The organism is Streptomyces sp. NPDC047014, from assembly GCF_040644195.1.
Taxonomy (GTDB): domain Bacteria; phylum Actinomycetota; class Actinomycetes; order Streptomycetales; family Streptomycetaceae; genus Streptomyces.
Map to the genome: position 1 here is coordinate 87,510 of NZ_JBEYVX010000007.1, position 14,665 is coordinate 102,174.

The 14,665-nt window shown below is 73.3% G+C and carries 12 protein-coding genes and 1 tRNA gene; 5 read left to right on the forward strand and 8 right to left on the reverse strand.

Annotation, left to right across the window (positions count from 1 at the left end):
- Positions 1-144: 144 nt before the first annotated feature.
- On the reverse strand, positions 145-1,503 hold the full coding sequence (locus tag ABZ873_RS06945) for a HAMP domain-containing sensor histidine kinase (RefSeq protein ID WP_360866356.1): 1,359 nt from the start codon (positions 1,501-1,503) through the stop codon (positions 145-147).
- Positions 1,500-2,195 (reverse strand): response regulator transcription factor, encoded by a 696-nt coding sequence (locus ABZ873_RS06950; RefSeq protein WP_360866359.1) that lies wholly within the window; start codon positions 2,193-2,195, stop codon positions 1,500-1,502. The genes ABZ873_RS06945 and ABZ873_RS06950 overlap by 4 nt, the downstream gene beginning before the upstream one ends.
- 428 nt (positions 2,196-2,623) lie before the next feature.
- Between ABZ873_RS06950 and ABZ873_RS06955 the strand changes: the two genes are divergently transcribed.
- Positions 2,624-3,064: a VOC family protein gene (locus ABZ873_RS06955; RefSeq protein WP_360866362.1), complete on the forward strand. Its 441-nt coding sequence runs from the start codon at positions 2,624-2,626 to the stop codon at positions 3,062-3,064.
- Positions 3,065-3,294: 230 nt separating this feature from the next.
- Here ABZ873_RS06955 and ABZ873_RS06960 read toward each other — a convergent pair whose 3' ends face one another.
- On the reverse strand, positions 3,295-3,816 hold the full coding sequence (locus ABZ873_RS06960) for a DUF1877 domain-containing protein (RefSeq protein ID WP_360866365.1): 522 nt from the start codon (positions 3,814-3,816) through the stop codon (positions 3,295-3,297).
- Between the two features lie 501 nt (positions 3,817-4,317).
- Between ABZ873_RS06960 and ABZ873_RS06965 the strand changes: the two genes are divergently transcribed.
- The 3 genes from ABZ873_RS06965 (at position 4,318) to ABZ873_RS06975 (ending at position 6,399) form a co-directional block, all read left to right on the forward strand.
- A tRNA-Asp gene (locus ABZ873_RS06965) sits at positions 4,318-4,396 on the forward strand.
- A 159-nt stretch (positions 4,397-4,555) separates the two neighbouring features.
- A complete protein-coding gene (locus ABZ873_RS06970; protein ID WP_360866368.1) occupies positions 4,556-5,317 on the forward strand; it encodes a hypothetical protein in 762 nt (253 codons plus the stop codon).
- Positions 5,318-5,334: 17 nt separating this feature from the next.
- The gene (locus tag ABZ873_RS06975) at positions 5,335-6,399 is read left to right on the forward strand and encodes a hypothetical protein (protein WP_360866371.1); all 1,065 of its coding nucleotides are present in this window, start codon (positions 5,335-5,337) and stop codon (positions 6,397-6,399) included.
- 119 nt (positions 6,400-6,518) lie between these two features.
- On the opposite strand, the gene ABZ873_RS06980 is transcribed toward ABZ873_RS06975, so the two are convergent.
- The 3 genes from ABZ873_RS06980 to ABZ873_RS06990 form a co-directional block, all read right to left on the reverse strand.
- Positions 6,519-8,147 carry a hypothetical protein gene (locus tag ABZ873_RS06980; protein ID WP_360866374.1) on the reverse strand — a complete coding sequence of 543 codons (1,629 nt, stop codon included), beginning with the start codon at positions 8,145-8,147 and terminating at the stop codon, positions 6,519-6,521.
- 585 nt (positions 8,148-8,732) lie between these two features.
- Entirely contained in the window at positions 8,733-9,191 is a 459-nt protein-coding gene (locus ABZ873_RS06985; protein WP_360866378.1) for a hypothetical protein, read from the reverse strand.
- Positions 9,192-9,463: 272 nt separating this feature from the next.
- On the reverse strand, positions 9,464-9,646 hold the full coding sequence (locus ABZ873_RS06990) for a hydrophobic protein (protein WP_360866381.1): 183 nt from the start codon (positions 9,644-9,646) through the stop codon (positions 9,464-9,466).
- A 181-nt stretch (positions 9,647-9,827) separates the two neighbouring features.
- Between ABZ873_RS06990 and ABZ873_RS06995 the strand changes: the two genes are divergently transcribed.
- The gene (locus ABZ873_RS06995) at positions 9,828-10,001 is read left to right on the forward strand and encodes a CsbD family protein (protein ID WP_360866384.1); all 174 of its coding nucleotides are present in this window, start codon (positions 9,828-9,830) and stop codon (positions 9,999-10,001) included.
- 475 nt (positions 10,002-10,476) lie between these two features.
- Here the strand turns inward: ABZ873_RS06995 and ABZ873_RS07000 are convergent, their stop codons facing one another.
- Positions 10,477-10,860, reverse strand: coding sequence for a hypothetical protein (locus ABZ873_RS07000; protein WP_360866387.1), 384 nt, complete (start codon positions 10,858-10,860; stop codon positions 10,477-10,479).
- A 638-nt stretch (positions 10,861-11,498) separates the two neighbouring features.
- Positions 11,499-14,630 (reverse strand): hypothetical protein, encoded by a 3,132-nt coding sequence (locus ABZ873_RS07005; RefSeq protein WP_360866390.1) that lies wholly within the window; start codon positions 14,628-14,630, stop codon positions 11,499-11,501.
- Between the last annotated feature and the right edge of the window lie 35 nt (positions 14,631-14,665).

Below are 14,665 nucleotides of genomic sequence, written 5' to 3' on the forward strand. Positions count from 1 at the left end.
CGCGGCCCCGGCCGTCCCGTTCGGAGCAGCCCGCCCTCTGGATGCACGCGCCCGCGCCGCGTCCCACCAGGCGGGCCGGCTTCCGGGGGCTGGGTCGTACGTACGCGCCTATCAGCCCACGCGGGGGGACCCGCACGCGACCGCCTACCCCCGCCCCGCACCCCCCGCATGCGCGGGCCCCGGCTCGCCCGGCCCCAGCGACAGCCGGACCAGGGTGCCCCCGCCCGGCCGGAGGTCCGCCGTGAGGGTGCCGCCGTGCGCCGTGGCGATCTCGGAGACCAGGGACAGGCCGATGCCGGTGCCGCCGCCCGGCGAGCGGAAACGTTCCGTCAGGGCCGGCAGGTCCGCCGCCGCGATACCCGGGCCGCGGTCCGCCACGGCCACCGTCGCGCCGCGCACCATCACGTGCACCTCCGCGCGCGCCGCGCCGTGCCCGGGGGCCGGGGTGCGGCCGTGGCGGAGCGCGTTGTCGAGGAGGTTGCGGACGGCGATCCGTACGAGCGCCGGGTCCGCGGTGACCACCGACGCGTCGAGGGAGGTGGTCAGCACGTGCGGCCCGCCCGCCAGCTCCTCACAGGCGAGCTCGACCAGCTGGTCCAGCCGCAGCGGCACCGCCCGCAGCTCCGGCCCGGCCGATCCGGCAGCCTGGAGGCGCCCGCGCGTCAGCACATTGTCGACGACGTCCGTGAGGCGCTCGGTGGCCCGCCGGATGCGCGGCAGGTGCGGGTCGAGCCCGCGCGGGTCGCTGCCCGCGACGTCGACCGAGCTGCGCATGACCGCGACCGGCGTCCGCAGCTCGTGCGCGGCGTCGGCCAGCATCCGCTCCTGCGCCTCCAGCGACTGCCAGGCCGGCCGCAGGCTCCGCCCCGACAGCAGGTGGCCCGTCACGCCGGCCAGCGCGGTGAGCAGCCCCGCCCCGACGAGGACCGAGGCCGCCAGCCGCCGGTGCTCTGCCATCCACTGGGACGGGTCCCCGACGACCACGACCGCGCCGCGCACGTCCTGCGTCTCGTCGTGGTGGAAGGGGCGGGCCAGCAGATAGGCGGTGGCGCCCCGGGCATCGGGTTCCTCGGCCCGTACGGGCTCGTCGCGCTCCATCGCGCGCCGCGCGAGCCCGGCCAGCCGCTCCTCGGCCACGGCGGGCTCGGCCGGCCCGGGGGAGAGGAAGACCTGGCGCAGCGTGCCGCCGGGGGCCGCCTGCAGCACCCGTACGCGCGGGGCCCCGCGGGTGGCTTCGTCGTCGTAGAGGCCGTCGAGCTGGAGGCCGTCGTCGGTGTAGTAGATCAGCGAGGTGCTGACGGCGGCGCGCTGGTCCATCTCGTCGTACGCGGCCGCGCGCCAGGACCGCTCGTCGGTACGGATCACCATCCAGGAGAGCGCGCTGACGCCGGCGAGGGTGATGAGGGTGTAGGCGAGGGTCAGCCGGAGCTGGAGGCGGCGGAGCCGTCGGCGCGCCGGGGACCGGCGGCGGGCGGCTCGCGTCGCCCGCGGGGTACTGGTCACCGGGGGGTGGGGGAGGGGTGGTCTCCGGCGGTGCCGTCCCCGAGGAGGAAGCCGTGGCCGCGGACGGTGTGGATCAGCGGCGGCGGGCCGAGCTTGCGCCGCAGGCCGGCCACGACGGCGTCGACGACGTTCGAGACCGGGTCGGCCATCTCGTCCCAGCAGTGCTCGACCAGCGTGGCGCGGGTGACCACCGTCTCGCGGTGGACGAGCAGGTGGCGCAGGACGGCGTACTCCTTGTGGGTGAGGGTGAGCAGGATCCCGTCCCGCCGCACCTCGCGCCGCGCCGCGTCCAGCTCCAGGCCGGCGTGGCGGAGGTGGACGGGGAGCCGGTCCCCGGCACGCCGGGCCAGGCTGCCGACCCGCATCACGAGCTCCTCCATGGCGAAGGGCTTGGGGAGGTAGTCGTCGGCGCCGGAGCGGAAGCCGTCGACCCGGTCGGAGAGGGTGTGCAGCGCGGTGAGGAACAGGACGGGGGTCGTCCAGCCGCCGCGGCGCCGGTGCTCCAGGGCGGGGAGGGTGTCCCCGGAGGGCAGCATCCGGTCCAGGACGACGCAGTCGTAGGCGTTCAGGTCCAGCAGGAAGTCGGCTTCCGGCCAGTCGTGGGCGCCGTCGACGGCGTAGCCGGCGGCCTTGAGGCCGGCGGTCACGACCTCGCGGAGGTCGGGTTCGTCCTCGACCAGGAGTACGCGCATGTGCTGTCCGCCCTTGGTTCGCGCTGAACGGGGAGGACATACTAAACAAGCCATGGCCACGGCTTGACCGTGCGGTGTGGGGGGTGCTGGTCATGGGCATGGCGGAGGAGGCTGCGCGGGGGCGTGGCGGCGGGACTCCCCAGGGGATGCGCACCCGGTGCCCACCGCGGCAACCGGTCCTCGGCGGGCCGCATGGGGCATGATCTTCCCGGACCCGGACCCGGACCCGGACCCGGACCCGGACCCGGACCCGGACCCGGACCCGGGCACAGCCCCTGTCCCCGCCGCCGGCCGCGACTGCCCGGCTCCCGGACAGCGGGCGGCCGAAACCCAGCAGCGGCGGCATGTCGAGAACGAGCGACCGGCTCCGTCCCAGGAACATGAGCGGCCGGCCACCGGCCGCCAGGCCAGCAGAAGGAGAAACCGTTATGGCGATCCAGCGGATGGACAACGTCGGCATTGTCGTCGCGGACATGCAAGCCGCCATCGAGTTCTTCGTGGAACTCGGCATGGAGCTGGAGGGCAGGGGAGAGGTGCAGGGCGGCTTCGCCGACCAGTGCACCGGCCTGGACGGCGTGCACTGCGACATCGCGATGCTCCGCACCCCGGACGGTCACAGCCGGATCGAGCTGGCGACGTACCGCAGTCCTGCGGCGACCAGCCCCGGGCCGCGCGACCGGCCGCACAACGTCCTGGGCACGCACCGCGTCATGTTCGCGGTCGACGACATCAAGGACACGGTCGCCCGCCTGCGCCCGCACGGCGCGGAGCTCGTCGGCGAGATCGCCCGCTTCGAGGACCGTTACCTGCTCTGCTACCTCCGCGGCCCGGAGGGCATCATCGTCGGCCTGGCCGAGCGGCTGGGCTGAGCGGGAACGGTCGCTGCCGAGGGCATGGGTCCGGCCGGCCGGCCGGTGGCGGTGGCCGGTGCGTGGCACTGCTGTCGCTCGGCCCCAAGGCCGGCGGTGGTCCGGGCATGGACCAGGACCAGGGCCAGGGCCAAGACCTACACGAGTACCGCGGTCTTGGCCCGGGCCAGTCGGTCACGCCGATGACGCAGCCACCGGACACGTATCGCCACCCGGCGCTGATCGGTGGTTCAGTCCCACCAGAGGACGACGACCAGTCGGCGCTCAGCCGCGTCGCGGTAGAAGTCGCGCAAGGCGTTGAAGTGGTCCAGGAGGTACGCCCTCAGGCCGCCGCTGATGGCGCCCACCTGGCCGACCACGGAGCAGGCTTCGTGCTCGTCGGCCGGCAGGGCGGTGAGCAGGGTCGATATGTCGATCTGGTTGAGCAGCGCGGAGACGTACGCCACTTCAAGGACACCGAGGCCGGTGGGGGTGCCTCCGAAGGGGGCTATGGCGTGCGGAGGTGTGTCGAGGAAGCCGAGGTCCAGGGCCGTATCGCCGTCGAGGGCTTGGCGTAGAGCATCGAGAGGAGCCTCGTCGAGCCCGGCCACCTCTCCGAGGCGTTTCAGCAGGGCCGGTGCCCAGTCCAGATCCAGCACGTCGTCCGCCGGTGGATCCCACTGGGGATCACTGTCCGGTGACGCGCCGGTGGCCTGACGGCGGTCGGCGAGGTAACCCGCAGGTACGCGGGCGAGTTGCTGTGTAAGGGCCATGCCAGCAGTATCCCGACGGCGTCTATCGGATTTCGATTTCAGGTCTGGGCCGCCTACGGCCTCGGCTCTCTTGAGCCGCGGTTGAGACGACTGGTCCGCGCGAGCCGCGAGCAAGCGCCAGGCCGCCGGAGCAACGCCGGTGTCCGAACGCGGGACGAGTACATACGGGTACTGCCGGCCCAGCCCAGACGCTCCGGGCGCGCCGACACGATGCGGCACACCTGCACGCGGGCCGCGCGCTCCTCCGTACCGACAGCACAGCCGGCACCGCTGTCTCCCGGCACCTGGCCTGGTTTGAGGCACTGGAACTGCGAGCCGCGAACGGTGGCTGCAGCCGGCGCTGTTCCACCGTGCGGCCACGCGAATCGCAGCGCCGGGGCGGACTGAGTCAGGTCGTCCTGCATACGGCCCTGCCGCTCACTGCGCGGCGGCGAACGGCAGCCTGGAAAACCCGTTACGCGTTTCCCGACTGCTCCGCATAGGGTGCGGGTACCGCGGTGGGGGTGCTGTAGCGCAGAGGTAGACGCGCCCTCTTGTCAGGAGGGGATGACGCCGGTTCGAATCCGGCCTGCTCCCCCCACCGTGCGTATCGGCGGATCCCGAACCAGCGGGCAGCCCGCACGCGTTAACCGAGATCCCGCACGGTAGGGCCGTACTCCATCCCGACGCAGGTCAGATGGAGCCCGGGCGTCGCGAAGACGTGACCCACAGAGCTTCGGTCACACGTACGATTCCCCGCATGATCGTCGCCTCCATCGACCCCACCTCGCAGCCCTTCGCCGTAGGCGAGGTCATCGGCACCATGGCCGCCGCAGCCACAGCCGTCGCAGCGCTTTGGTGGCTGACCCGTTCCTGGCGTACGCAGTCCACCCCGCCCGGCAGCGATCCGGCGCACGCCCTGCGCGAGAAGAGAAGGCGGACCTGGTTCATCGCGGGCGTGACCGTGTTCATCGCGGCTGCCGCGAGCGTGCGGGCCGCCGCCTCCTACGATCCCGAGCCCCGCGCCATCGAGGCGCGCGCCGCGGACGGCACCGAGGAATCCCTCGTCATCGTCCTCCCGGAGATCTTCGACCGCTTCCGCCTCCTCACGGGCGAGGAGGTGAAGCGCGCCGAGGCCGAAATGCTGGCGGGCCGCGAACTCCCGCACAGCATGCGGACCGGCTACTACGACCAGGACGCGGACGGGTCCTCCGACCTCTTCGTCCTGGTCAACAGCGCCGACTGGGACCCCAGGGTCGCCGAGAACAAGGCGTCCAAGTCGACCGCGCGGGAGCTCCGCGGCTTCTTCACCGCCGCCAAGGCCCGCGACGTGGCACCCTTCGACGCGGGCAAGCACGGCGGCGGCCTCAGCTGCGGCCTCGTGGCCGGCCCTGACGACGATCAGGCGCTGTGCGCATGGAGCGACGCCGCCAACCTCGTCGGCGTACGGCTGATCCACGAGACCGACCTCGCCGACGCAGCCCGGACCACCCTCGCCCTGCGCGACGCGGCCACGCGCTGACAGGCGTAGGAAGTTCAGTGACGCATTCCCCGGTGATCGATCCCTCCGTGTCCGTTCCCATCTTCTTCACAGTGGTGGGCGTTACGGCCCTGGGTTTCCTCCTGTCCACCCTGATACCCCTGCGGCGATTGGACGGGCTCCTGGCGGGCTCCGATCCGCGGCTGCGGCTCGTGCTCAAGGCTGTCCGCTCCGGTGCGTGGCAGCCTGCGGCCGATCTCCTCGCGGCGGCCGGCAACGATTTGGAGCGTGTGGCCCACTATGCGAAGCATCTGTCGTACGTGGCCGCCGACGAGGGTGACGCGTGGGTGACCGCCTGGCAGGCAGCCAGGCCGGACGACTCCGATGCCGTGCTCATCGCTGCCTGCACGCGTGTGAAGCGGGCCTGGCTGCTACGAGGAGCACAGCCGGCCAGCGCGACGTCCCCCAAGCAGTTCGCCGACTTCCACCACGAGCTCCGCGCCGCGCTTGGGGCGCTGGAACGAGCCGCGTGCCTGCGCCCGGACGATCCGACGCCATGGGCGGAGAAGGTGGCGGTCGCGCGAGGGCTCGACTTCCCCCACCGAGCGATGGCCGAGCTGTGGGCCGAGGTCGAGGCGAGGTCGCCGTACCACTTCAACGCCCATCTGGCCGCGTTGCAGTACTTCTGCGCCAAGTGGTGCGGTTCGCGGACCGAGGTCGAGGAGTTCGCGGAGCGGGCCTCCCGGTCGGCGCCGAGGGGTCACCTGCTGGCGCTGCTGCCTCTGCTGGCCTGGTACGAGGAAGTGGACATGCGGGACAAGGCCACGGGACTGTTCGGCACACCGGAGGTCGTCGCACTCGTGGATGCGGCACTGGACGACGTGGCCGCGGCTGAGGCTGAAGCCACGGCTGAGGCTGAGGGACACCCGAACTTGCCGGAGGCGCGGCACCTGCTCGCCTATTTCCTCGTCCGGCAGCACCGCTACCGCGCGGCGCTGGAGCAGTTCCGTCACGTCGACGGGTATACGGGTGCCATCCCCTGGAGGTACCTCCCCTGGGGCAGGATCTCCTACCGCTTGCACCGCGCGCGAGCCGTATGGGGAGCGCTGCTCACGCGCCGGTGAGGGGCCCCCTCCGCAGGCGGCGCGCCGCACTGGCGTCCGCCTGCTGGTGCACGGCGAAGCCCGGCGCACTCTCGGTGCGCCGGGCTTCCTCCCTACTGCCGCTCATCGGTGGAGGCGGCTCAGCCCCTGTCGTACAGGCCGAAGATGTCGATGACGAGGTCGACCTTGCTGCCGCTGCGGTTCCAGAAGTCGACGATGCCGTTCACGCCCGTGCTCGCCTGCACCAGGTTCGGCACGGTCTTGCCGGCCGTCCAGTTCAGGTTCGAGGAGTTCGGCGGGACCGGCCGGTTCTGGGTCCCGTTCTGGTACTGCCACAGGGTGTTGGGGTCCGGGAAAACGATGAGGTGCCCGGCGCCGGTGGTGTTGGTGACCGTGGTGTTCAGCACCATGCCACTGGCCGTCGGGTACTCCTCCACGTACGTCGAGACGATGAAGCCGTTCGGCTTCATCGGGCCGTTCGGCCACAGGGAGGGGTCACGCGTGTCGAGCTCGCGAAGGGGACGCATCGGGACGAACGCGCTCACGCTCTCCGGGCTGTAGTAGCCCACGACGTCGACGATCACATCGGCCGGATCCCAGCCGCCGTTCCGTACGACGATCTTGCCGTCAGCCCCGATCGGCACGATCACCGAGTTGGCGATCGTCTGGCCGCCGGTGAAGTTCACATTCGACGTGTTCGGCGCGGCCTGGCCGCTGGGGAACACGGTCAGGTGGCCGGACCCCCGCGGGTCCGTCACCGTCACGTTGAGCGCCACGGCCTTCGCCCCGGCCGGCACACCGCGCGTACCGGCGATCTGGACGCCGAACTGCGTACGCCCCGCGACCTGGCCCCTGGACGTACCCAGCCCCTCGCGGCTGTCGACGAAGCGCGTCGGGTCCGTCGGCGTGTAGCCGTTGGCCGAGGAGCGGGTGAAGTAGCCGGTGACGTCGGCGATCAGGTCCACGCCGAGATCGCCGTGGTTGTACAGGTTCACGTAGCCGTTCTTGCCGACCGGCACGATGACCAGGTTGGGTACGGAGTCCCCGGCCGCGTAGTTCACGTTCGAGGTGGTCGGACGCTCGGTGCCATCGGCGTACGCGCGGATGTGACCGGAGCTCCGGGTGTTGGTGACCGTGACGTTGAGGACTACGGCGGCCACGTCCGCCGGGATCCCGCTGTTCCCGCCGACCTTCACGCGGGCCTCGCCCCACGCCGGTACCTGGGCGGCCTGCGCCGCGCCCGTGCCGTCCCGGCTGTCGAGCAGACGGGTGGGGTGGTGCGGGACGAACTCGGAGCCCGGGGTGACGAAGGCCATCGTGTTGGCCGCCGAGGTGCCGCTCGCGGTGTCGGTGACGGTGGCCTTGACCGTGTAGCTGCCGACCTCCGCGTACGCGTGGCGGGAGGTCCGGGCCCCGGTGCCGTCGGTGTGCTCGGTGCTGGTCGTGCCGTCGCCCCAGTCGATCACGACGGTGTGCGGCGTGGTGGTGCCGCTGGTGACCTCGGACTTGAGCTCGATCCCCCGGGCACTGGTGCCCTTGCCGGTGAGACCGACCTTGAGGTCGGTGGCGGCCGCGGCCTTGCTCCCGGCGGCCGGCAGTGTGGTCTTCACCGACCGGTCGGCGGGGCTGCTGAACGCGAAGGCGCTCGTGGCGGTCTTGAGCAGATCCTTGGACGAGCTGACGCCGTGGGCGCCCTGAGCCGCGTCGGCTCCCGGCCCCGCGGCCTGCGCCACGCCCCCCGGCACGAGCCCGACGCCGGCCGCGATCACGGCAGCGGAAAGAACAAGTCGGCGACTACGCACCGGCCCCCCATGGTGTTGTCGAACGTTCGAGTTGATCTCGAAGAAACGCTCGCTCACAGTACAGAGCGGCACTGTCAGGCAAGGAAGGGTTTTTGCGCCGGCCCGCCCGCGTACGAAACCGTTTGCGCCACCGGCGCCCAGCCTCATATGTCGCGGTTCACGCGCCAGTCGGGAGTCGGGGAGTCGGGAGTCGGGAGTCGGGAGTCGGGACGATCTTTCCGGTCGCCTGGCAGCGTTCGCCGACCTCGCGTGACCTGGCACCCCTCATCGGACGGACGGTGCGCGCCTCCGGCGTGACCAGCGTGCACAGCACCAGGCGCGGGACGGGCGAGGCGACACCGAGTTCCGCGATGGCCGCACCACCTGCCCCGTCGCGGCGCAGACAGGCCCCGCCCATGCCGAGCGGACGTGGCGGGGCCGGTGTTCGGATCCACGGCGCACCCTCGTCTCTCCATACGGGTGCTGGAGCAGCGGCTGACCTTGCCCGGCCGTAGTGCCCAGCAAGACACCTCTACTCGGGGCCGACGTCAGCCTTCTTACCAGCAACCCGTGTTACGGCAGCCGCTTCTCCGGCCGGGGTTCGGCGTCGAGGAGTGCCCACCAGGCATGGCCGTCAAGGTCGGTGTGGGCACCGCAGGCATCGACGGTCCGCAGCACCGCGACCTCCGCCGGGACATGGCCCACTTCCTCCTGTTCGTCGGTGCGGTGGTTGAGGACCATGACGAGGATCTTGGCCTGCTGGTCCGCGAAGTGGACGCTGACGCGTTTCCCGCCGGCTGCCACGGCCGCCTGGACCAGGCCGTGGACGGCTTTGAGGAAGTCGTGCTCGTCCAGCAGCGGGTAGCCCCACGCGGCGACGGCGAGCGCGGCCCGGCCGGCGGCCTTCCTCGCCGCCCACTGGTCCGCGCGGAACGTGAGCACCCTCGCCCGACGGCTGGTGACCACCAGCCGGGCCGGCACCCCGGTGAGCGATGCCGGCTTCGTCGCCGGCTGCGGCCGCGGCGGCTCCACCGGCTTCTTCTGCGGCGGCGGCGACTTGGGAGGAAAACTCGGCGAAACCTTCGGACCCCTGGCTTCCACACCCTCGCTCATACCCGACCACGCTACGCCCGCCGGTCACCGGCGCGCACCGGCATCGACCACGGTCATTCACCGCATGCCCGTGCGAGGGCTTCTCGCGCAGCAATGGCGCCATCGACCGCGGGACAGAAATGGCCGTGGCCTGTCACCCCCCTCCACTCACCGGGGGATGACAGGCCACAGCCGCGCAGCCGGCAGGGGAACTACCAGCGGTACCAGCGGCCGCTGCTGCCCTTGGGGCGGGCGACGAAGCCGATCAGCCACAGCACCAGCACAGCCAGCGCGATCCACCAGAGAATCTTCACCGCGAAACCGGCACCGAACAGAATCAGAACAAGCAGAAGAACAAGAAGCAGGGGAACCATAGTTATCAACCTCCGCAGCATCGAGTGCCCCTGCCTTCTCCGTCCATGCACACGATTTTCACGAGCCTCTTATGGCTCCGGCTCAGCCGTGAACGGGACGGCCCGGCCTCTTTCGGAATTCTGGGAATGCCGGGTTTAGCCCCGCCGATCAGGAGCACGAGAGTGGTCACGACCAATCCGGTACAGCAACGAGGAGGTCCCGATGTCGGGCACGGAGAAGAGCAAGGCGCACGCCGAGCAGGCCAAGGGCAAGGTCAAGGAGACCGTCGGCCGGGCCGTCGGCAACGAGCGGATGACCGCCGAGGGCCGCGCCGAGCAGGCCAAGGGCGACGCCCGTCACGCCAAGGAAGACATCAAGGACACCTTCCGCCACTGACCTGTACACCAGGCAGCCATGGCACCAGCTGGGCCCCGACCCCCTCCGGGTCGGGGCCCAGCTGCGTCCGTGGCCCCTCTGGCGGAGGCGGCCCCACATCGCCGTCGACACCCCGCACCTCAGAGGCCCTCCGCCCCGAGCACTTGGCCGTCGCGGCGAACCCGGCCCGATCACGCGATCACCGGGCCACCGGCCTGCGCCCCCTCGGGCCCGCGCCCGGATGCGCCACAGGGCGGCGACGCCGGCCTGCTACACGCCCCGATCCGCGCTTCCCCGGCCCCTGCGCCCGCCCCGGCCACCTGCGGCATCCACGCCCACGCGGCCGGCACGGTCCAGCTGCCCGCCCCCACCGCACCGCCGCCCCACACCCGCGACCAGCGCTACGCCCAGTCGCGCGCCAGAGCCCGTCCGCCCCGCGTCGAGCAGCCCCCCGCACCGCCCGGGGGTGCGGGGGCAAGCCCCCCCCGGGTCCACCTCACCTCCGCGGCCTCTGCCCCCGCTTCCGGTACGCCTCCTGGATCCCGCCCGCCAGCCCCAGCAGCACCGCCACCCCCACCGCCACCGCGGCCGCGACGCGCGTCCCCCAGCCGTGCACGTCCCCGGCGGCCCGCGGCGAGACCTTGCCCTGCGGGTCGCGCACCACCGCCAGCGATTCCCCCTCCTTCGCCAGCCGCGACGCGGTGTTCAGCGACTCCGGTCCGCCCGCAGGACAGTCCAGCCGATGGTCGTACGAGGTCCTCGTCGTCGACGTCCAATGACCCTGGGCGTCCATCGAGGACTCCGTCTCCGTCCGCTCGGTGACCTTCAGCACGACACAGCTGATCTCCACCCCCCGGTCCTCCAGCACGCTGTGCCCCACCGATACCAGCGTGAGAATCGCCCCCAGAGCCGCCGGCAGCGCGGAAAACGCGATCAGCGAAGCCCCACGCCGCGAGGCGCGAGCGGCATGCCAGCCCAGCAGCGCCAGCGGAAGCAGTAGCCCGCCGAGGAAGAACCCCCAACTCCCCAGCGACCCGTACGCCGACTCCCACGCCACCCCGAACGCCACAGCCGCGGCCAACGGCGGCGCGACCACCGCCACCGCGGTCCGCCACAGCCCCCGCTCCCAACCCCCGTGCCAGCCCGCCATACCCGCCCCCGTACCTCGTACCCCTCCCCACCAGGTAACCGCCACGGCACCGCCCCGTAAAGACCGCACCCACCCGCCACCACCGAACCCGAAGGACGCGCATCCCCCGCATCCCCCGCCTGCCCGCCCGGAGGCCGGTCCTACGGAACGCACACCCAGCCGTCACGAGAACTGGCACACACACAGAGGCGTCAGCCACCTGCCCCGATGCGCCCCGCCCCGGCCCCCGAGAAGCCATCAGCGTACGAAGCACGCCCGTCGCTCACCGCGCCCCACACCACCGCAGAAGCGCCGCGACCGGGCCGACGCCAGCGAGACCCCCGGCCGCCGAGCACGAAGCACCAGGCCGACCACGCCCGCGCACCCCCCTACACACCGCCGGAACGAGACCCCCACACACGCGCCCCCTCCCGCATACGGCCCCGGAACATCCCCCACGCACCCGCCCCGAGCGTGCCCTCGAACCGCCTCAGCAGCCGGCTCACCTCCCCCTGCCGGTCCGGATCGCCGGCGGCGGTGGCGAGCCAGGGCCACACCAGCAGCACCGCTCGCGCGCAGGAACGTATCTCCGGATCCCGGTCGTCCAGCAGCCCCACGGCCGTCTCCAGGCCCGCGTACGACGTCTGCCGCTGGAGCAGCCGCAGGCACGCGCGGCGGGTGTGCCGGGCGTACGCCCGCGCGCACCGCGCCGTCAGCCACGCCGTGGGCAGTTCCGCGGCCACCGGGCGCAGGGCGTGCTCCGCCTCGCGCACCACGGACGGCGAGGGGTCGTCCAGCAGGGGCAGCAGCTCACCGTCGGACGCGCCCACCCGCACCAGGGCCGCGACCGCCTGCGCCCGCACGGCCCCGTCGGCATGCGCCAGCAGCGGTGTCAGCAGGGGAGCGTCGGTGACACTCCCGCTCTCGCCGAGGCCCCGTACCGCCCAGGGGGAGGGGCTGCCGGAGGCGGAGGTGCACCAGGCCCGGTACAGGGCGTGCGGGTCACCGCCGCTCTGCCGCACCACATGGCGGGCGCAGGCCCGTACGGGCGCCGACCGGTCGGCCAGGTGGTCCACCGCCTCCGCGGCCCGGCCCGCCCGCGCCAGGGCCATGACCCCCGCCGCCCGCACCCAGCCGTCCCCGGCACCCAGCAGCGCGGCGACCGCACCCTCATCGGCGCCCCCGCCCGTCCCCTCGCCCGTTCCCTCCTCAGCCTCCTGAGCCGCCATCAGCGCCAGAGCCGCCTCCGTCCACCGGCGCCGCAGCAGCCCATCCGGCTCGCGGGCCGCCCACCGCGCACACCAGTGCGCAGGCCGCAGCCGACGCACCCGGCCGCCCGCACCCTCATCCCCCTCCATACCGTCCGCGACGCTCTCCGGCATCCGCGCCACATCGACGGCCGGCAGCTGGTCGGGACGCTTCGCCCCGACCCCGATCAGCTCCAGGCTGATCCGCGCGGCCAGCCGCCGCCCCGGCAGAGCCACCCCTTCCAGCCCCTCCCGCCCCACCCCCTCCAGCAGTTCCCGGCGCAGCCCCGCCGCCCCGGGCGCGCGCAGCGCCTCCTCGACGCGCGCCACCGCCCACCGCCCCCGGTCCCGCCCGCCCAGCGCCAGTACGTGCGCCACCACCACCCGCAGCGTCCCCGCCGGGTCCGCGACCAGGGCCGCGTCCAGCACCGCGTGAGCGGCCTCGCGTACGGGACGTACCGGGTCGGCGCAGCGCAGTACCACCAGCGGCAGCAGCGAGGCATCGCCCGCCGCCGCGGTGACGGCCGCCTCGCGGACCCGGCCGGACGGGTGGCACAGCGCCGTCTCACGGCAGGCCCGCAGACCACCGGGGTCGACGGACGCGATGTACCGGGTCCCCCGGTCCAGGGCCGCCCACGCCGCGGGGTCCTCCACCTCCAGCACCTCGGCCACCCGCCCGCCACCGAGCAGCGCCAGCGCCGCGTCCCGGCCCGTCCACAGGTCCCAGCACAGCCGCCGGCCGAACTGCGCACGCGCCCACGCCCGTACCCGCCGCTGCGGATGGCCGGCCAGGCCCCGCGCCACCCGGCGCCGGACCACCACGGGCCGCCGGCCGAGAAGCACCAGCGCCGCCCCTACGGTGTCCAGCGCACCGCCCGCCCCACCCGCGGGGTCCAGCAGCCCGGCCAGCTCGGCCTCGGACAGCGCGTCCCCGTAGGGGAGTACGGCACCCCGCACCGCCCGCACCACCTTCCCCGAGCCGTCCGCGAGGTACGGCAGCAGCTCGGCCGGCCCGATCGCCCGCCGCATCCGAAGCCCGGCCAGAGCCGCCGCCCGGACCCGCCCGTCGGCATGCCCGGCCAGCCGCCGCAGCAGGGCGGTGTCCGCGGGATCCCGCTCCTCGGCGAGCCCGAGCACGGCCCCGGCACACGGATCGACCGCGCACAGCTCGCGGTAACGGCCCTGCGGGTCCAGCCCCGCGTCCACCAGCGCCCGCCGCGCCACGGCCCGTACGCGCGCGGACGGATCGGCCAGCCGCCCCGCCGACCGCTCGGCGCGCCCGGCCCGCGCGTCCTCCTCGGCGGCGAACAGCCGCAGCGCGACATGCGGGGACGTACCAAACCGCTCAGGCACGGTCAACTCGCCTTCCCCTGGTCGGAGTTGACCTCGTACGGCATCGATGGCGGCCCGCCGCACCCACGGATCCGCAGCCGCTCCGGCGATCTCCAGGAGCCGCTCCGGGGCAGCGGCGCCCCGCCCCAGCACCGCGGTCAGCGCGGCACGCCGTACGAGAGGATCACCGGCCTCCACGACGAGCGCGTCCAGATCCCGGTCGGCGAGAGCCCCGCACGCGAGAGCGGCCAGCCGGATCCGCGGCTCCGGGTCCCGCTCGGCCAGCTCCCGGGCCCGCTCACGCGACAGCAGCCCGTAGCGGACCGCGGCCCGGACCGCCGCATACCTGACGCCCGCATCCGCACTGCCCACAAGCCGGACGACCTCCGCCCCGGCCATCCCCTCCCCGCCACCCACCCGCTCGAACACCAGCTCCCAACCCCAGCCGCCGTGCCGCCGCAACCCCACCAGCAGCGCGAGCGCCACAACCCCCCGCAGCCCGTCCGCCGGCACGGCCCCGAGCAGCGCGCGGGCCCGCTCACGCACCCCCGCGTCGGTATCGGCACACCGCAACAACACCAGCGGCAGAACGGCACCCTCCCCGGCCCCCGCATGCCGCAGCGCCTCCGCCCGCACGCGGGCGTCATGGTGACACAGCGCAAGAACCAGCTCGGACTCCGACGCCGGACACACCCCGGCGCCCCCCTCGTACCGCCGCGCGACAGCGCCCCAGTCGTCGATCTCGGCCTCGTCGACCCAGCGAAACCCCACCCGCCGCGTACACCGCCCCCACGGACCGGTGTTCAGATGCACCTCCGCATCCAGCCGCGCCCACACCTCCGGCCCCCCACCCCGCACCGCCTCCCGCAGCCCCCGACCATGCAGAACCCGCTGCGCGGGGGTGCGGTAGGCGGTCGGCCCGAAGGCGGGAAGAAAGATCATGCGGCGGATCCTAGGCGCCCGCCACCGGCCACCAC